Annotated in this window: 19 protein-coding genes and 1 tRNA gene; 10 read left to right on the plus strand and 10 right to left on the minus strand. The window is 66.3% G+C overall.

The window, feature by feature from the left end; translation table 11 throughout:
• Positions 1-4: 4 nt before the first annotated feature.
• A complete protein-coding gene (locus ACH0CP_RS16525) occupies positions 5-1,165 on the minus strand; it encodes a branched-chain amino acid aminotransferase (protein ID WP_406889816.1) in 1,161 nt (386 codons plus the stop codon).
• Between ACH0CP_RS16525 and ACH0CP_RS16530 the strand changes: the two genes are divergently transcribed.
• Positions 1,164-1,652, plus strand: coding sequence for a MarR family winged helix-turn-helix transcriptional regulator (locus ACH0CP_RS16530; protein WP_406889765.1), 489 nt, complete (start codon positions 1,164-1,166; stop codon positions 1,650-1,652). The genes ACH0CP_RS16525 and ACH0CP_RS16530 overlap by 2 nt on opposite strands.
• Here ACH0CP_RS16530 and proC read toward each other — a convergent pair.
• The 5 genes from proC to ACH0CP_RS16555 form a co-directional block, all read right to left on the minus strand.
• Positions 1,649-2,473, minus strand: a complete 825-nt coding sequence (gene proC / locus ACH0CP_RS16535; RefSeq protein ID WP_406889763.1) for a pyrroline-5-carboxylate reductase — start codon at positions 2,471-2,473, stop codon at positions 1,649-1,651. The genes ACH0CP_RS16530 and proC overlap by 4 nt on opposite strands.
• A 5-nt stretch (positions 2,474-2,478) precedes the next feature.
• A complete protein-coding gene (locus tag ACH0CP_RS16540; RefSeq protein ID WP_406889761.1) occupies positions 2,479-2,988 on the minus strand; it encodes a YbjN domain-containing protein in 510 nt (169 codons plus the stop codon).
• A 72-nt stretch (positions 2,989-3,060) separates the two neighbouring features.
• Entirely contained in the window at positions 3,061-3,309 is a 249-nt protein-coding gene (locus ACH0CP_RS16545; protein WP_294442527.1) for an accessory factor UbiK family protein, read from the minus strand.
• A gap of 26 nt (positions 3,310-3,335) precedes the next feature.
• Complete coding sequence (locus ACH0CP_RS16550) at positions 3,336-3,857, minus strand: TspO/MBR family protein (protein WP_294442528.1); 522 nt, start codon at positions 3,855-3,857, stop codon at positions 3,336-3,338.
• Between the two features lie 126 nt (positions 3,858-3,983).
• The gene (locus ACH0CP_RS16555; protein ID WP_406889759.1) at positions 3,984-4,718 is read right to left on the minus strand and encodes a TlyA family RNA methyltransferase; all 735 of its coding nucleotides are present in this window, start codon (positions 4,716-4,718) and stop codon (positions 3,984-3,986) included.
• A 178-nt stretch (positions 4,719-4,896) separates the two neighbouring features.
• On the opposite strand from ACH0CP_RS16555, the gene ACH0CP_RS16560 reads away from it, so the two are divergent.
• Positions 4,897-5,568, plus strand: coding sequence for an alpha/beta hydrolase (locus ACH0CP_RS16560; protein WP_294442530.1), 672 nt, complete (start codon positions 4,897-4,899; stop codon positions 5,566-5,568).
• Positions 5,569-5,583: 15 nt separating this feature from the next.
• Here ACH0CP_RS16560 and ACH0CP_RS16565 read toward each other — a convergent pair whose 3' ends face one another.
• The 4 genes from ACH0CP_RS16565 to ACH0CP_RS16580 all read right to left on the minus strand — a co-directional run bounded on the left by ACH0CP_RS16565 (position 5,584) and on the right by ACH0CP_RS16580 (position 8,818).
• The gene (locus ACH0CP_RS16565; protein ID WP_294442531.1) at positions 5,584-5,778 is read right to left on the minus strand and encodes a hypothetical protein; all 195 of its coding nucleotides are present in this window, start codon (positions 5,776-5,778) and stop codon (positions 5,584-5,586) included.
• A complete protein-coding gene (dxs, locus tag ACH0CP_RS16570; RefSeq protein WP_406889757.1) occupies positions 5,775-7,703 on the minus strand; it encodes a 1-deoxy-D-xylulose-5-phosphate synthase in 1,929 nt (642 codons plus the stop codon). The genes ACH0CP_RS16565 and dxs overlap by 4 nt, the downstream gene beginning before the upstream one ends.
• A 62-nt stretch (positions 7,704-7,765) precedes the next feature.
• A complete protein-coding gene (locus tag ACH0CP_RS16575) occupies positions 7,766-8,236 on the minus strand; it encodes a Fur family transcriptional regulator (RefSeq protein ID WP_294442533.1) in 471 nt (156 codons plus the stop codon).
• Positions 8,237-8,245: 9 nt separating this feature from the next.
• Positions 8,246-8,818, minus strand: a complete 573-nt coding sequence (locus ACH0CP_RS16580; RefSeq protein WP_406889755.1) for a TetR/AcrR family transcriptional regulator — start codon at positions 8,816-8,818, stop codon at positions 8,246-8,248.
• A 100-nt stretch (positions 8,819-8,918) separates the two neighbouring features.
• Here ACH0CP_RS16580 and ACH0CP_RS16585 point away from each other — a divergent pair, with 100 nt between their 5' ends.
• From ACH0CP_RS16585 to ACH0CP_RS16620, 8 genes are all read left to right on the plus strand, one after another.
• Positions 8,919-10,355 carry a carotenoid oxygenase family protein gene (locus tag ACH0CP_RS16585; RefSeq protein WP_406889753.1) on the plus strand — a complete coding sequence of 479 codons (1,437 nt, stop codon included), beginning with the start codon at positions 8,919-8,921 and terminating at the stop codon, positions 10,353-10,355.
• 98 nt (positions 10,356-10,453) lie between these two features.
• Positions 10,454-11,233 carry an SDR family oxidoreductase gene (locus ACH0CP_RS16590; RefSeq protein ID WP_406889751.1) on the plus strand — a complete coding sequence of 260 codons (780 nt, stop codon included), beginning with the start codon at positions 10,454-10,456 and terminating at the stop codon, positions 11,231-11,233.
• A 69-nt stretch (positions 11,234-11,302) separates the two neighbouring features.
• On the plus strand, positions 11,303-12,676 hold the full coding sequence (locus ACH0CP_RS16595) for a class II 3-deoxy-7-phosphoheptulonate synthase (protein ID WP_294442538.1): 1,374 nt from the start codon (positions 11,303-11,305) through the stop codon (positions 12,674-12,676).
• Between the two features lie 69 nt (positions 12,677-12,745).
• Positions 12,746-12,821 (plus strand) — tRNA-Glu (locus ACH0CP_RS16600).
• Between the two features lie 335 nt (positions 12,822-13,156).
• The gene (locus tag ACH0CP_RS16605; RefSeq protein WP_294443428.1) at positions 13,157-13,342 is read left to right on the plus strand and encodes a hypothetical protein; all 186 of its coding nucleotides are present in this window, start codon (positions 13,157-13,159) and stop codon (positions 13,340-13,342) included.
• A gap of 194 nt (positions 13,343-13,536) precedes the next feature.
• The gene (locus tag ACH0CP_RS16610; RefSeq protein WP_406889749.1) at positions 13,537-15,294 is read left to right on the plus strand and encodes a type I secretion system permease/ATPase; all 1,758 of its coding nucleotides are present in this window, start codon (positions 13,537-13,539) and stop codon (positions 15,292-15,294) included.
• Between the two features lie 5 nt (positions 15,295-15,299).
• Positions 15,300-16,652: an HlyD family type I secretion periplasmic adaptor subunit gene (locus tag ACH0CP_RS16615; protein ID WP_406889748.1), complete on the plus strand. Its 1,353-nt coding sequence runs from the start codon at positions 15,300-15,302 to the stop codon at positions 16,650-16,652.
• 25 nt (positions 16,653-16,677) lie between these two features.
• Positions 16,678-17,142, plus strand: coding sequence for a hypothetical protein (locus ACH0CP_RS16620; protein WP_406889746.1), 465 nt, complete (start codon positions 16,678-16,680; stop codon positions 17,140-17,142).
• The last annotated feature ends 44 nt before the right edge of the window (positions 17,143-17,186 follow it).

The following is a 17,186-nucleotide window of genomic DNA, read 5'->3' on the forward strand; positions in this document are numbered from 1 at the left end:
TGCGTCAGGCGATCGGGTGAATCCAATCGTGCGGGTCTGGCGCAAAGCCGCGCTGCATCGCGCTCAGCTGATCGAGGAAGCGCTGCGTCGTCTGGCCCGTGCCGCCGGTGCCGATGGTGAAGGCATAATCCGGCCCGGCAACCGAGCCGATCGGCGTCACCACCGCGGCGGTGCCGCAGGCGAAGCTTTCCGTCAGCCGGCCGCTCGCCGCGTCGGCGCGCCACTGATCGATGGAATATAGCTCCTCGCGCACCGTCAGGCCCGCGTCGCGCGCGATCGTTAGGATCGAATCGCGCGTGATGCCGGGCAGGATCGTGCCGGTCAGCGGCGGCGTCTGGATCGATCCGTCGTCGAACACGAAAAAGATGTTCATGCCGCCCAGCTCCTCGATCCAGCGGCGCTCGGCCGCGTCGAGGAACACCACCTGGTCGCAGCCGCGACGGATCGCTTCGGACTGCGCAACGAGGCTGGTGGCGTAATTGCCGCCACACTTGGCAGCGCCCGTCCCGCCGGGGGCCGCGCGCGTATAATCATGGCTGACCCACAAGGAGATCGGCCGCACACCGCCCTTCCAATATGAACCGGCAGCCGAGGCGAGCACCATGTAGAGATATTCGCCCGCCGGCTTCACGCCCAGGAACACCTCACTCGCGATCATGAACGGGCGCAGGTAAAGCGATCCGCCCTCCACCGCGGGGAACCAGTCGGCATCCGCTTTCACCAGTTCCTCGATCGAGCCGATGAACAACGCGTCCGGCAGTTCGGGCATCGCCATGCGCCGCGCCGAATCGCGGAAGCGACGTGCGTTTGCTTCGGGGCGGAACAGCGCCATGCTGCCGTCGGCGTGGCGATAGGCCTTCAGGCCCTCGAAGATTTCCTGCGCATAATGCAAGACGGCGGTGGCGGGATCGACCGTCAGCGTGGTGCGCTCAGTGATCTTCGCATCGTGCCAGCCCTGTTCCTCGCTCCACCTGATGATCGCCATGTGATCGGTGAAGACGCGGCCGAACCCGGGATCCGCAATCCGCTCCGCACGCTCGCTGGCGGGGATCGGCGCGGGGTGGGGCTCGAACGCGAAAGACACGGCAGAAGGCTCCTGCGAAGCGTAAAAGGCCAAGGTTGGCGGTTGCGGTCGGGTAGGCCCGATGGCAAGGCGGGTCAACATGGCTGCCACGACGTCCTCCGCATCCCCGCTGTTCTTGCGCGAACCCGAGATTCGCCGCGGAATCGAGCTGCTTTACTTCGGCAACTCTCACGTCACCCGATCGATCGACGAAGGGCTCGCGCGGCGAGGACTTGGCCGGGCCCATCATCGCGCGCTCTACTTCATCGCACGCAAGCCGGACATGGCGGTATCCGATCTGCTGGGCCTGCTGAGCATCACCAAGCAATCGCTCGGCCGCGTGCTCGGCGAACTGACCGAGCGCGGCTATGTCGAGGCGCGCGCGGGCGAGCGGGATCGGCGCCAGCGGCTACTGCGCCTGACGGAGTCCGGGGCGGCATTCGAGGCCGAGCTGTACGACGCGCTTCGCGAGCGCTTTGCGGCCGCCTATTCGGAAGCCGGGCAAAGCGCCGTCAGCGGCTTCTGGGCGGTGCTAGAAGGACTGATCCCGTCGGCTGAGCGCGACCGCGTCGCCGCGCTGCGCGGCTAACGATACAAATAGCAACGCCGGCGTTCAGCGCGCGCGGCTGCCGCCAGTTCGGCGTTGCGATCGCAGCTTGCCCGCAGCGTCGCGGCGAGCAGCTTGTTCAGCGCTTCATCGCGATCGAGCACGTTGAGCCCTTCGCGCGTCGATCCGCCCGGGCTTGCCACGCGATCAGCCAGCACCGCGGGCGCTTCACTGGCCTGCGCGGCCATCGCGGCCGATCCCTCCACCGTCGCGAGCGCCAGGCGCGCCGCCTGATCTTCGGGCAGACCAAGCGCGGCGCCGGCCTTGGCCAGCGCATCGATGAAGCGGAACACGAACCCCGGACCACAACCAGACAGCGCCGTCACGGCATCGAAGCTTGCCTCGTCGGCGATCCATTCGACCTTTCCGAGCGGCGCCACCAATGCATGCGCCGTGTCGCGCACCGCCGCGTCCGCCGTGACGCTGTGCAGCGCCGTCACCCCGCGGCCAATCGCCACCGGCAGGTTTGGCATGGCACGCACGATCGCGTCGGCCTGGATCTTGGCGGCGAGCGTCGCCTCTTGCACACCGGCAAGGATCGACAGCAGCAGTGCTGGGCGCACCGTCGCGATCGAGGGTGCGACGGCGTCGAGCAGTTGCGGCTTCACCGCCAGCACGATCACTTGGGGCGCTGTGCCGCTCGGAGACGCTTCCAGCACCGTCACGCCTTCCGGGACCGTCGGGCGGCCCGGATCGATTACCGTCACCGCCTGCGGCGACAGGCCGGCATCGATCCAGCCGCGCAGCATCGCGCCGCCCATGTTCCCACAGCCGACCAGCCACAGCGAACTTGGCAATGACATATGGTTCAGGCCTCGCCCTGCGTTTCGATCAGCGCAGCCGCGATGGCGTCACGCGGCGTCTTGCCGCCCCAAAGGACGAACTGAAACACAGGATAGAAGCGCTCGCACTCCTCGATCGCGGTCTCGATCAGCAGTTGCGCTGCATCCAGCGTCAGCGTCGGCTCGTCCCCGTCGTCCTGCCCGATCACCGCGGCGTGCCGATACAGCAGGATGCCGCTGGACGACCAAAGCTCGAAATGGCCGAGCCACAATTGCTCGTTCGCCAGCCCGATCGCCTCATAGATCGCAGGGCGCGAATGCTCAGCTACCTTCACGTCCGGGAAGGCGAGGAACTGCAGCACCGCGTCCTCCTCCCGCCACAGCGCGCGAAGCTCATATTCGGTCCAGCTGCCCTTCACCGTGGCGCTGATCTCCTCGTCCTGGCGGTCGTACGACCAGCCATGGGCGGAGAAGTAGCTTTCCAGCATATCAAGCGGTGCTTCGGGTTCGTTATCGCGGTCGGCTTCGTCGAGCATCAGTGCCTTATCGCACGAGTTGCGGCGGCGATGCAAAGCACCGCCTGCCGGAAGATCAGCAAATGAGGGGGATCAGCCCTGCTGCTTGGCCTCGAGCGCGTCGAGCCGCGCGCGCAGCGCATCGGCCTCGTCGCGCGCGGCGACGGCCATCGCCTTCACCACCTCGAATTCCTCGCGGCTGACGAAATCGAGCCCGCCAATCCATTCGCGCGCCCGCTCGCGCGCACTCGACTGCGCCTCACGCCCCACCCCCGCAACGGTGCCCGCGGCCCCGTTCACGAGCTTCACCAGATCTTCGAACAGCCGATTTTCGGACTGCATGCGCCAAGCCTTTCGGAAGAGAATAGTCAGCCGATGACTTGGTAGGTTCGCGCGCCCGGCACAAGGCTTTGTGCATCGGGATTGAGCCGGCCGAACTGCCAATTGAGCCCGGCGGCGAAGCTCAGCCACACCATATAGGGCACCATCAGCCACGCCGCGGACCGCCGGATGGCGGCAAAGGAGAAGGTGGTGACGATCGAGAGGAGCAGGATCGTCAGGATCACCCCCAGCGCCAAGCCCACCATGTGCGCGCCGAAGAACAGCGGCGTCCAGGCAAGATTCAGCGCGAATTGCAGCGCGAACAGCCCGACGGCCACGCCCCGCCGGCGCGCGCCCCGAGCATTGAGGATCGTTGCCAGCGCCAGGCCAAGCAGGATGTACAATGTCGTCCAGGCGACCGGGAAAACCCAGCCGGGCGGCGTCAGCGCCGGCTTCGACAGCGCCTGATACCAGGCATTCTCCTCACCCGAGGGGACCAGCCGGCCGGACAGGAAGCCGAGCAGCACGATCAGCGGCACGCATACGATCGCCCAGCGCGCGAACGACATCCGCAGCTGCTCTTTTGACGCGATGCCCCCCACGTACCCTCCGCGATCGTTTCCCCGGCCTAATCATGCGCGCCGCCGGGCGTAAACCGCCGCCAGCGCGCCAACTGCCTCATTACTGGACAGGGTTCAGCCGCGCACCGCCGCCAGCAGATATTCCACGTTGCCTTCCGGGCCGGTGATCGGGCTTTCGGCAACGCCAACCACCTGCCAGCCTTTCTCGGTAAACCAGGCCGCCACTTCGTCGCAGACACGCTGGCGCACCTCGGGATCGCGCACCACCCCGCCCTTGCCTACTTCCTCGCGCCCCGCCTCGAACTGCGGCTTCACCAGCGTCATCACCCGCGCAGCGGGCTTGGCGAAGCCCAGCGGCACATCCAGCACCTTCGCGATCCCGATGAAGCTGGCGTCGCATACGATGAGGTCGACCGGCTCGGGAATATGCGCCTCGGTCAGAGTTCGCGCGCTGGTCTGTTCATGCACGATCACGCGCGGATCCTGGCGCAGCTTCCAGGCGAGCTGGTTCGTGCCGCTGTCGACCGCATAGACGCGCGCCGCCCCGCGGCTCAGCAGCACGTCGGTAAAGCCGCCGGTGGACGATCCGACATCGATCGCGACCGCGCCCGTCACGTCCCAGCCGAAATGATCGAGGCCGTGCGCCAGCTTGATCCCGCCGCGCGACACCCAGGGATGATCGCGCCCGCGCACGTCCAGCACGGCATCGTCCGCCACTGCCTGCCCCGGCTTCTCGATCTTGCGATCACCAAGGAACACGAGGCCCGCCATGATCAGCGCCTGGGCGCGCGTTCGCGATTCGGCGAGCCCGCGATCGACGAGCAACTGGTCCGCACGGGTCTTCGCCATGGCCGCTCTATCGGGGTGAAATCGGTTCGTCGCAACCCATGGGCAATCCGACTACGCAGAGGAACAGAGTCATTGCCCATGGATTTAGTGGATTATAGAAGGGTTGGTGAGGTCGCGCTGCCGGGGGTCCCCCTAGAGCACCGGTAACGCGGCCTCGCCGGCCGAAAGGAGCACCGACATGGGCCATTATTCGTCCGACCTGCGGTTCAGCCCAACCGTCCTGACCGTGCCTGGACTTGGCAATTCCGGCCCCGCGCACTGGCAAACATTGTGGGAACAAAGCCGGCTGGATACCCGCCGGGTGGACCTGGGCATGTGGGATACGCCGCATCGCAACGCCTGGGTGACGAAGCTCGACCAGACGATCGCGCAGGCGCAGGCGCCCGTCATCCTCGTCGGCCATTCGCTGGGCTGCCTTGCCATCGCCTGGTGGGCCTCGCTGAGCCCGCAGCCTTATGGCTGGCCCGTGGCCGGCGCGCTGCTGGTCGCGCCATGCGACGTCGATCGCGCGACGATCCCCGCCGAGCTCTCCACCTTCGCGCCCGCGCCGCGGGCGCCGCTGCCCTTCCCCTCGATCCTGGTCGCCAGCACCGACGATCCCTGGATCGATCTGGATGCGGCGCACAGCCTCGCAGTCGACTGGGGCAGCCACTTCATCGATGCCGGCGCCGCGGGCCATATCAACGCCGCAAGCGGCCTTGGCTGGTGGCCGGAGGGACAGGAACTGCTCGGCCGCGTGATCGAGGCGGCTGGCGGCCCGCACGGCGAGGTACGCACGCCGGGTGACGCGCGCGCGATCCTGGCGCGGCGATTATCGGATCAGCGGGCCGGATCGTCTCCCCGGGCCTGAGCGCTGACGGATAGCTCAGGGTTGTGAGGAAGAGCTTCCGGTCGAAGAAGGCTGGGCGTCGGGTTCCGCGCTACCCGCCTCTTCCTCCCGCGCGCGCATTTCGGCAAGCCGGCGCACGTCACGCATGCGTCGCCACAGCGCGACGTTGAACGCGCTGATCGCCACCACCATCAGTAGGGTGGCGAGGATAACCTTGGTCCAGCCGCTCACGCGCGGGCGCCGAGAGTCCCTGCCCCGGTCTCGTTCCAGCGCAGTGCCTTCAGCACCGTGCCGACGATCCCCTCCGCATCCAGCCCGGCAGCGGCATATTGCGCTTCCGGCTTGTCCTGGTCCTGGAACACGTCCGGCAGGCGCAGCGTGCGCAGCTTCAGCCCGCCGTCGATCAGCCCCTCGTCGGACGCCATCGTCAGCACGTGTGCGCCGAGCCCGCCAATTGCGCCCTCTTCGATGGTCACCGCCACCTGGTGCGTCGTCAGCAGCCGGCGGATCAGCGCCTCGTCGAGCGGCTTTGCGAACCGGAGGTCGGCGACCGTGGTAGACAGCCCCTTGGCCTCCAGCTGGTCAGCCGCCTTCAATGCTTCCGCAAGGCGCGTGCCGAGCGACAGGATCGCCACTGTCTTGCCCTCGCGCACGATACGGCCCTTGCCGATATCCAGCTTCTCCGGGATCGTGGGCAGCGGCACGCCGACCCCGTTGCCGCGCGGGTAGCGCACCGCGATCGGGCCCGAATCATGCTCGACGCAGGTGTGAGTCATGTGAACGAGTTCGGCCTCGTCGGCCGCGGCCATCACGACGAAATTGGGCAGGCTGGCGAGATAGGTGATGTCGAACGAACCGGCGTGCGTGGCGCCGTCTGCGCCGACCAGCCCGGCGCGGTCGATCGCGAAGCGGACCGGCAGGTTCTGGATCGCGACGTCATGGACGACCTGGTCGTAGGCGCGCTGGAGGAAGGTGGAGTAGATCGCGCAGAACGGCCGCATGCCCTGTGCGGCAAGGCCAGCCGCGAAGGTGACGGCATGCTGTTCGGCGATGCCGACGTCGAAGGCACGTTCGGGATGCCGCTTGGCAAAGCGGTCGATGCCGGTGCCGGAAGGCATCGCCGCGGTGATCGCGCAGATGCGCGGATCTCGATCCGCTTCGTCGGCCAGCGCATCGCCGAAGACGTTCTGATACGCGGGCGGCCCCGGTGGGGCCTTGGCCTGCGCGCCCGTGATCACGTCGAACTTCTGCACGCCGTGATATTTGTCGGACGCAGCCTCCGCGGGGGCGTAGCCCTTGCCCTTCTTCGTCACGACATGGACGAGGATCGGGCCTTCCTCCGCGTCGCGCACATTCTCGAGTACCGGGATCAGATGTTCGAGATTATGCCCGTCGATCGGCCCGACGTAGTAAAAGCCGAGCTCTTCGAAGAGCGTGCCACCCATCGTCATCCCGCGGGCGAATTCGTCGGTCTTGCGCGCGGCATTGTGGATCGGACGCGGCAAACGGCGCGCGACGCGCTTCATCAGCTCCCGCACCGACAGGAATTCGCGGCTCGAGACGATGCGCGACAGATAGGCCGAGAGGCCACCAACAGGCGGCGCGATCGACATGTCATTGTCGTTCAGGATCACGACCAGCCGGTTGCCCGCCGCCTGGGCATTGTTCATCGCCTCATAGGCCATGCCGGCAGACATCGCGCCGTCGCCGATCACCGCGATCGCCTTGCCCGGGCGATCGGCGATCTTGTTGGCGATCGCGAAACCGAGCGCAGCGGAGATCGATGTCGAACTATGCGCCGCGCCGAACGGATCGTACTCGCTCTCGCTCCGTTTGGTGAAGCCGCTGAGCCCCCCGCCCTGCCGCAGCGTGCGGATACGATCGCGCCGCCCGGTCAGGATCTTGTGCGGATAACACTGGTGGCCGACGTCCCAGATCAGCCTGTCCCGCGGCGTATCGAACACATAATGGATCGCCGTCGTCAGCTCGACCACGCCCAGCCCGGAACCCAGATGTCCGCCCGTCGTGCCGACGGCGCTGATCGTCTCGGTGCGCAGCTCGTCGGCAAGTTGACGAAGCTGATCGGGCGCGAGCTTCCGGAGGTCTGCCGGTGTCGTAACAGAGTCGAGCAGCGGCGTCTGAGGCAGATCGGTCATCCTGCTGCGCTTACTCCAGCATGCCGATCGTGTCGAATGCTACCGACTTGGCCCGTTTTGATTTATTGTGCGGCGCTGCACACGGCGCACCGGCCACGCACTTCGATGACGGGGCGAACCGGGCTGAAACCAGCCGCTTCCGCCGCGCTCCGCACGCCGCCGGTCACGCGATCGTCGTCGAGGTGGGTCGTCTGGCCACAGCCGTCGCACACCAGGAAAATGCAGTCGTGCAGGCAATCGGGATGCGCGTTCGCGACATAGGCATTCGCGCTCTCCACCTTGCGGGCGAGGTTCGCGCCGACGAACAGGTCGAGGATACGATAGACGCTGTTCGCGGCAACCCGGCGCCCTTCCGACTTCGAGACCGCGTCGGCGATGTCATAGGCGCTGGCAGGCTTGTCGAACGCGGCAAGCGCGCTGAACACGGTCGCCCGCATGCTCGTCCATTGTTCGCCGGCACGCTCCAGCGTCGCCTGCGCCGCCTGGGCCAGATCCGCTCCCTGCGGCTCGTGATGATGATGAGGGTGCGCCATGATGTGGATTTAGGTCTCCCGGCCAGTAGCAGCAAGCATGACGTGCAGGTCGACCACAGCGTCGATCTCCGCATCGTCGATCGTCACTTGCCGATCGAGCAGCAGCATGGCGAGTCCGTGGACGAGCGACCAGCTCTGCAGCGCGAATATTGCCGGGTCGGTTCCGTGCGGCGCCAGCACGGCGGCATTGGCCCGCAGCATCGACATTGCCGCGTCCGGGCCATCCATGCTCACCGGGCTTGCCTGCGGCGTTGCAAAGATCAGCCGGAACAGCCCCGGGTTCGCCAGCGCAAAGCGGACATAGGCCGCCCCCGTTGCCTTGAACCCGGCCGCCCCGCCCCCCGCCGCGGCGGATGCACGCCGCTGCGATTCTGCCAGCCGCTCCAGCCCAACCTCAGCCAGCGCTGCCATCAGCGCCTTCTTGTCCGGAAAGTGGCGATAGACGGCGGTTGCGCTGACGCCGACGGCGCGCGCCAGCTCGCGAAGCGACAGATCGTCCGACCCGCGAAGCTCGATCGCCGCAAGCCCGGTGTCGATCAGCGCCGTCCGCAAATCGCCATGATGATACGCCCGCGCCGCCATGCACCTGCGTTAGCGGCCCGGCGCGGCCAATCGCAAGCTCAATGTTGACGGCGTACACATTGCTGATATGTGCACGCCATAAACATCGGGAGAGACTCGCGTGGCAAACTCCGTGGAAAGCGTGATCCGTTCCGCCGTCAGCAAGGGCCTCGGTGTCGTGGCGGATTTCAATCGCCGCCGCATGACGGCCGCGCCGCATCCATATCTCGAGGGGATCCACGCCCCGATGAAGGAGGAGCTGACGATCGTCGACCTGCCAGTCACCGGCACGATTCCCGCGGCGCTCGACGGGCGCTATCTTCGCATTGGCCCCAATCCGGTGAATCCGGATCCTGCAGGTTACCATTGGTTCACCGGCGACGGCATGGTGCACGGCGTCGCCGTCAGCGGCGGCAAGGCCTTGTGGTATCGCAATCGCTGGATCCGATCCCGCAGCGTTGGCGCTGCACTCGGGCAGCCTGCCGCTCCCGGTCCGCGGCATGGCGGCTTCGATACGGTGAACACCAACGTGGTCGAGATCGGCGGCCGCACCTGGGCGCTGGTCGAAGCCGGCAGCTATCCCGTCGAGCTTGACGAGGAACTCGGTGAACAGACCTACAATCCCTTCGACGATACGCTGCAAGGCTCGTTTACCGCGCACCCGCATCTCGATCCGCTGACGGGTGAGAACCACGCCATCGCTTATGAGGCGACCGATCCCGGCGCGATCCGCCACATCGTGATCGCCGCTGACGGCAAGGTGGTGCGGGAGGAGCCAATCGCCGTCGCCAACGGCCCCTCGATCCATGATTGCGCAATCACCAGCCGCTACGCGATCATCCTCGATCTGCCCGTCACCTTCTCGATGAAGGCGCTGATCGGCGGGCACCGTTTTCCCTATCAGTGGAACCCCGCTCATCAGGCCCGCATCGGCCTACTGCCGCGTGCCGGCCGTGCCGCAGACGTCATCTGGTGCCCGGTACCGGCCGCCTATGTCTTCCACGTCGCCAATGCGTTCGACGATGCGGACGGCAAAGTGGTGCTCGACGTCTGCGCCTATGAAACGATGTTCGATCATGCGACCGGCGGCCCGAACGGGCGCAATCGCGGATTGGAGCGCTGGACGATCGACCCCGTGGCTCGGGAAGTCACGATCCGAACGCTCGATCCGGCGCCGCAGGAATTTCCCCGCCCGGACGAGCGGCGCTTCGGCCAGCCCTATCGCTACGCCTATACGATGGCGCTGCCGGCGGATGAGGCGGACGAGTTCGTCGGCGCTACCGCACTCTACAAGCATGATCTCGCCGCCGGCACGCGCGAGACGCATGATTTCGGCGCCGGCCGCCATCCCGGCGAGTTCGTCTTCGTGCCCGCCCACGCCGATGCTGGCGAAGACGAAGGGTGGCTGATCGGCCTCGTCGTCGATCTGCCGAATGAGACGACGGACCTGGCCATCATCGACGCGCGCGATTTCAGCGCCGAACCCCTCGCAAGCGTACGCATCCCGCACCGCATCCCGCCCGGTTTCCATGGCAACTGGCTCCCGCGGCGGGCCTAGCCATCGCTCCGCCCCGCCACGTTATCCGCGAACCCCGGGGATGACGCGGCAGCGCAAGCTCGCCTAATCACCTCCCGAACATACGGGAGAGAATCGCCATGGACCTCGGCCTTTCCGGCAGGACCGCCATCGTCTGCGCCTCCAGCCACGGCCTTGGCCGCGCCTGCGCTACTGAACTTGCCCGCGCCGGCTGCCGGATCGTCATGAACGGCCGGGACCGGGAAGCACTGGAGGCGGCGGCGGCGGCGATCCGCGCCGAGACCGGTGCCACGGTGGAGGCCGTCGCCGGCGACATCGCTGACGACGGGGTGCAACGCGAACTCATAGCCGCGGCGGGAACGCCCGACATCCTCGTCAACAACAACGGCGGCCCGCCGCCACGCGGTTTTCGCGATCTCGATGCGGACGCGATCCACGCCGGGCTCGACGCCAACATGGTCACGCCCATCCGCCTGGTACAGCAAGTGATCGATGGCATGGTCGAGCGCCGCTTCGGCCGGATCGTGTGCATCACCTCCGCGTCGGTGAAGGCGGTGACGCTCGGCCTGGACCTGTCGAGCGGCGCGCGGATCGGGCTTCACGGCTTCCTGGCGGGCGTCGCGCGCGAAGTCGCCAGCGCGAACGTCACGATCAACTTCCTCCTGCCCGGCCTTTTTGCGACGCGCCGGCTCGACGGCGTAATGGCCTTTGCCGCGAAGTCGCAAGGCGTGGATGCGGAGACGGCAGCGGCGCGCGGGCGGGAGCGGATCCCCGCGCGGCGCTTCGGCGAACCGGCCGAATTCGGCGCCGCCTGCGCCTTCCTCTGCTCCGCCCAAGCCGGCTACATCACCGGCCAGAGCCTGCTCATCGATGGCGGCGGCTATCCCGGCGTGTTATAGCGCCAAAGCTTAGCTTGTTTGCGTGGCGCGCCGTTTTCCCGCATGGCCGCGCGCCGAAAGGAACTGATCATGGCCGCCAATTGGGCCCCGAACAGCTGGACGTCGCACGAGGCACGCCAGCTGCCAGACTATCCCGACGCCGCTGCGCTGAACGCAGCCACCGAGACGCTGCGCAGCTTCCCGCCGCTGGTCTTTGCCGGCGAGGCGCGCAATCTTACCACCGATCTCGCCCGCGTCGCGGCCGGCGAAGCGTTCCTGCTGCAGGGCGGCGATTGCGCCGAGAGCTTTGCCGAGTTCCACCCGAACAACATTCGCGACACGTTCCGCGTCATCCTGCAAATGGCGGTGGTACTCACCTTCGCCTCGAAGCTGCCGGTGGTGAAGCTCGGCCGCATGGCGGGCCAGTTCGCCAAGCCGCGTTCGGCACCGACCGAGACGATCGACGGTGTCGAACTGCCCAGCTACCGCGGTGACAATGTCAATGACATCGGCTTCACCGCCGCGTCGCGCATTCCCGATCCGCAGCGCATGGTGCAGGGCTATTCGCAGTCCGCCGCGACGCTGAACCTGCTGCGCGCCTTCGCGCAGGGCGGCTATGCCAATCTCGCGCAGGTGCACCGCTGGACGCACGACTTCATGGGCCGCAGCCCGTGGGCGAAGAAGTACGCCGAAACCGCCGATCGCATTGGCGAGGCGCTCGATTTCATGGCTGCCTGCGGGATCGATCCCGAAACGGTGCCGCAGCTCGCCCAGACCAGCTTCTACACCAGCCACGAAGCGCTCCTCCTCCCCTATGAAGAGGCGATGACGCGGCAGGATTCGCTCACCGGCGACTGGTACGATACGTCTGCGCACTTCCTGTGGATCGGCGATCGCACGCGCTTCGAGGGTTCGGCGCATGTCGAGTTCCTGCGCGGCATCGGCAATCCGATCGGCCTGAAGTGCGGCCCTAGCCTTGAGCCGGACGTGCTGCTGCGCCTGCTCGACACGCTCAATCCGGGCCGCGTTCCCGGGCGCATCACGCTGATCACCCGCTACGGCCATGACAAGATCGAAGCCGCCTTCCCCAAGCTGCTGCGCGCCGTCACGCGCGAAGGTCACCCGGTGGTGTGGAGCTGCGATCCGATGCACGGCAACGTCGTAAAGGCCGCCAATGGCTACAAGACGCGGCCGTTTGACCGTATCCTCGCCGAAGTGCGCGGCTTCTTCGCGATTCACCGCGCCGAAGGCACGCATGCGGGCGGCATCCATGCCGAGATGACGGGCCAGAACGTCACCGAATGCACCGGCGGCGCCGTGGACGTGACCGAGCAGAGCCTGGCGGATCGCTATCACACGCATTGCGACCCGCGCCTTAACGCCAGCCAGAGCCTGGAACTGGCGTTCCTGCTGGCCGAAATGCTGAACGCCGAGATGGCCGAGCGCCGCAAGGTCGCGGCCTGATCGAATAAGGTGCCGCGCCGGGTTGACGACCCGGCGCCACCCCCGTAGAGGCGCGCTTCCGCTTCGCACGGCCCCTTCGTCTAGCGGTCTAGGACGTCGCCCTCTCACGGCGAAAACACGGGTTCGAGTCCCGTAGGGGTCACCAGCGGCGGATTTCTGCCCCTGTCTGAAAGCTGCATCCGACCTCGGAATGTCTTTCCTCCGATCATGCGCTCAGCTGGGCCGGCGGGCGATTTTCCGTGCTCTTGCCCACTTACCGTAGTATCAGGCAGTCGCCCTCAACAGATCATAAAAGCGCGTCTGCAATTTAACTGAGCCACTACTAAGCACGCGCCTGCAGGGTTCTTTAGCAGGACGTGGACGTGAACCGGGCGTCCCATCGATCGCGCCTCGCAAGTTGAAGTCTTTAAGAAGAAGTGAGACTTTCACTTCGGCCGCATAACGTCGGCCCTGGTCCGCCCGGAACATCGCGAAATCGTAATGGCCGGAACGGCCGCGGCGCCGAACAGATTTGGCAGCCGCTGTATCGCCGGAGTTGAAGCGGATGCTGCCGATGTGCGGCCGGTCGCGACGGGCTTGATCATGAAGGTGCTCGTCCGCCGCCTCTCTTCCTTGATCGGGGCGAACTACCGCTGGATGGCTAGCATTTCGTTCCGGTCGGCGTGACAGACCTATTCACCTGCACCCGGCCTACCTGCTGGAACATCCATGGTTCCACACGCCTGCGCTGCATCCTGACCCGTTTTGGGGCGCCATGAGTCTCTGGTAGAGGCGGGGCGCAGCGTGATACGAACCAGGCTGTTGTCGAGTCAGTCAACGCGAACCGCGGGGATGATCCGGCCGGGGTGGGATCAGTTGAGATGGCGTCGATCGCGGGGGGGCCGAGCCGATCGCGGCTTGGCGAGGCAGTTGCCCGTTACAAGACCGCATTCGTAACGGTTGGAATACTGAGCGCGGTGCTGAACGTGCTGCTTCTCGGCGGCTCGATCTACATGATGATGGTCTATGATTCGGTGCTGCCGAGTCACAGTCTTCCGACGCTGTTCAGCCTTTTGGCGATGGTCTGCGTTGTCTATCTATTCCAAGGCATGTTCGATACGATGCGCACGCGCATCCTCGCAGACGTGGGCAGCGCCATCGATCGCGAACTGGCGCCCGAAGTCCAGCGGATCATTTCGGATAATGCGATGCACGGCGGCAGGCAGTTCGGCGACGGGCTGATCCCAATGCGCGACCTTGACCAAATCCGCTCGTTCCTGACCTCCGGCGGGCCGGCAGCGCTGATCGACCTGCCGTGGATCTTGTTTTTCCTCGGCATCCTGTTCCTGCTGCACTATTGGCTGGGTGTGACCGCGCTGCTCGGCTCGATCATCCTCATCGCGCTTACCATCATCACCGATCGTCGAACGCGAGAGCCGATCGCCCAACTATCGCAGATCGGCGCCGTGCGCAGCGGCATGGCAGAATCCAACGTCCGCCATGCCGAAGTGCTGACCGCGCTCGGCATGCGCAATCGGATGCGCGAACGCTGGCTGACGGTGAACGGTCTGTTCCTGGCCGCCAACGACAAGTTGAGCCGCACGGTCGGCACGCTCGGCGGCATCAGCAAGATCTTTCGCCTGCTTCTCCAGTCGCTGATTCTCACAGTGGGTGCGCTGCTCGTCATCGACGGCAAGGCGAGCGGCGGCGTGATTTTCGCATCCTCCATCCTGTCGGGCCGTGCGCTGGCGCCGGTCGATGCGGCGATCGCCAACTGGCGCGGCTTCGCCTCCGCACGGCTCGGTTGGCGGCGCATCAACGAGATGCTGGCCAAGGTGCCCGACGTATCGGCGGTCTCGACACTGTTGCCCCGGCCCAAGTCGGAACTGACGGTTCATCAGCTCGCCGTCGCGCCCCCGGGTACGCAGCGCGTGACCGTCAGCCACGCCGATTTTACCCTGCGCGCCGGTGAGGCGCTCGGCATCGTTGGTCCGTCGGCAGCGGGCAAGACCTCGCTCGGTCGGGCGCTGATCGGTGTCTGGCGGCCAATCCGGGGCAACGTTCGCCTGGACAGCGCTACCCTCGATCAGTGGCATCCTGACACCCTCGGCGAGTTCATTGGCTATCTGCCACAGACGGTCGAACTGCTCGACGGCACCGTGGCGGAGAATATTTCCCGCTTCGATCCCGAGCCCGATTCCTCGGCGGTGATCCGCGCCGCCGAAACCGCCGGCGTGCACGAAATGATCGTCAACCTGCCACAGGGATACGATACACCCGTCGGCTTCGATGGCTCGCAGCTGTCCGCCGGACAGCGGCAGCGGATCGGCCTGGCGCGCGCGCTCTATCGCGAGCCGTTCTTCGTCCTCCTGGACGAGCCGAACTCGAACCTCGATGCCGCAGGCGAGGCAGCGCTCGAACGGGCGGTCGCGGCGATCCGACACCGCAGTGGCATCGCGGTCCTCATCGCCCATCGCCCCTCGGCATTGTCGCAGGTCAGCCATGTTGCGTTCATGCGCGACGGAAGAATCGAGGCATTCGGGCCGCGTGACGAAATTCTTGCCAAGATCACCAACAAACCGGTGCCGCTGCGCGCCGCGCCGCCGCACGACGGCACCCTTGCGGCCCAGGAGGCCTGAAAGAGATGGCCACTCGTCTTCCCGCTATTCTGGAAGGAGCCGCCACGCCCGACCTGGCGCACTATGATCCCGATGCGAAGATCCGCTCGCGGCTGCGGCTGTCGCTGATCGCGGTGGCGATACTGATCCTCGGTTTCGGCTCTGCCATGGCATTTGTGCCGATCGGCGGTGCGGTGGTCGGGAGCGGTCAGGTCGGCGTCGAATCGCGCATCAAGCGTGTCGCGCACCCGACTGGCGGCATAATCTCGGCGATCTACGTCCAGAACGGCGACCGGGTCACCAAGGGCGACATCCTGATGCGCCTCGACGATCAGGTCACCGGCACGCAATCGCAACTCTCATCGCTCACTGTCGATCAGTTGATGGCGCAGCGCGCCCGGCTCGAGGCCGAGCGGTTAGGCAGTCCGAACATCGTCTTCCCGCCCGAATTGCGCGCCCGTGCCGCTACCGACGTCGGCGCGCGCAAGGCCATGACTGACGAGGAGAAGCTCTTCCGTATCCGCACGTCCGAGCAGAGCGGTATCAAGGCGCAACTGGCCGCCCGCGTCTCCCAGTATCGCAAGCAGATCGCCGGCTACGAGGCGCAGATCGACGCCCTTCAGAAGCAGGCCGCGCTGATCGAGCCTGAGCGCGCAAGCGTGCGCGAGCTTTGGGAAAAGAACCTCGTCACGATTGGCCGCCTAAATCAGGTCGAACGGACTAGTGTCGATCTGCAGGGCAACATAGCCTCGCTCCAGGCACAGATCGCCCAGGCTCAGGCGCGCATTACCGAGGCGAACGAGCAGATCCTGCAACAGAGCGACACTCGTCGCGGCGAGGCGGGCACGCAGCTCGCCGCTATCAACGGCACGCTCAACCAGGAACAGATCCGCAGCGTCAACGCCACTGATATGTTCGAGCGGTCGGTGATCCGCGCGCCCTATTCGGGCACCGTCGACAAGGTCGCCTTCGCTACCATCGGCGATGTGGTGAAGCCGGCGGAAACGATCATGGAGATCGTGCCTGACCGCGACCGTCTCCTGGTCGAGGCGATGGTTAGCCCGGCGGACATCGATCAGGTGCAGAACAGCCAGAAGGCACGCATTCGCTTCACTGCCTTCAGCAACACCGCCTCGCCCGAGATCGGCGGGCGCGTGATCTTCGTCGCGCCCGAGCGGACGACCGTTCCCGAGATGCGCCAAGCCTATTATGCGGTCCGGCTGGAAGTCGAACAGCGGGACCTGGCGAGATGGCCGCAGCTCAAGTTGCGCCCGGGGATGCCGGCAGAGATTTTCATCGAGACGAACAGCCGGTCGATGCTGAGCTATCTAACCAAGCCGCTACGCGATCAATTCGCGCGCGCTTTCCGTGACGGCTAGGTGATAGAAAAGGGGGAAACGAACGATGGGGGTAACGGTCAGGGCGAGCCTGCTCGCCGGGCTGACGTGGGCGGTCGCGGTGCCGGCCGCGGCGCAGCAACCGCCGCCGCTGGCGGCACAGACCGGCTCTAGTCGCGCGGCAACCGCGGAGTTGCCCGTTGTCGAGCCGCGCTCGACTGCGGCCGCGCCGCTCGCCGTCACGCCAGTGGCCTCTACGCGCGCGCCAGCCGGTCCGCGCGACTATCGGCCGGACCAGGGTGGGCCGCTCTCCGGCCTGCCCTATGACCGCCGGATCCCAAAGGAGGCTCCCCCCGCCCCCGCCCCAGTTCCCGTCCACACGCTGGGGGAAGCGATCGCGCTGGCTTATCGCACCAATCCACAGTTGCTGGCGGCGCGCGGCATTGCGCGCGCGACCGACTACCGCGTCCCGCAGGCCCGATCGGCCTTCGGCCCGCAGTGTCCGCCGTCAGCACCTATGGCACAGATTTGAGGTTGTGAATTAAGGAGGGTTGGGGCTTCGTCGTAGTGACGAAG

Source organism: Sphingomonas sp. 179-I 2A4 NHS, from assembly GCF_045369135.1.
GTDB lineage: Bacteria > Pseudomonadota > Alphaproteobacteria > Sphingomonadales > Sphingomonadaceae > Sphingomonas.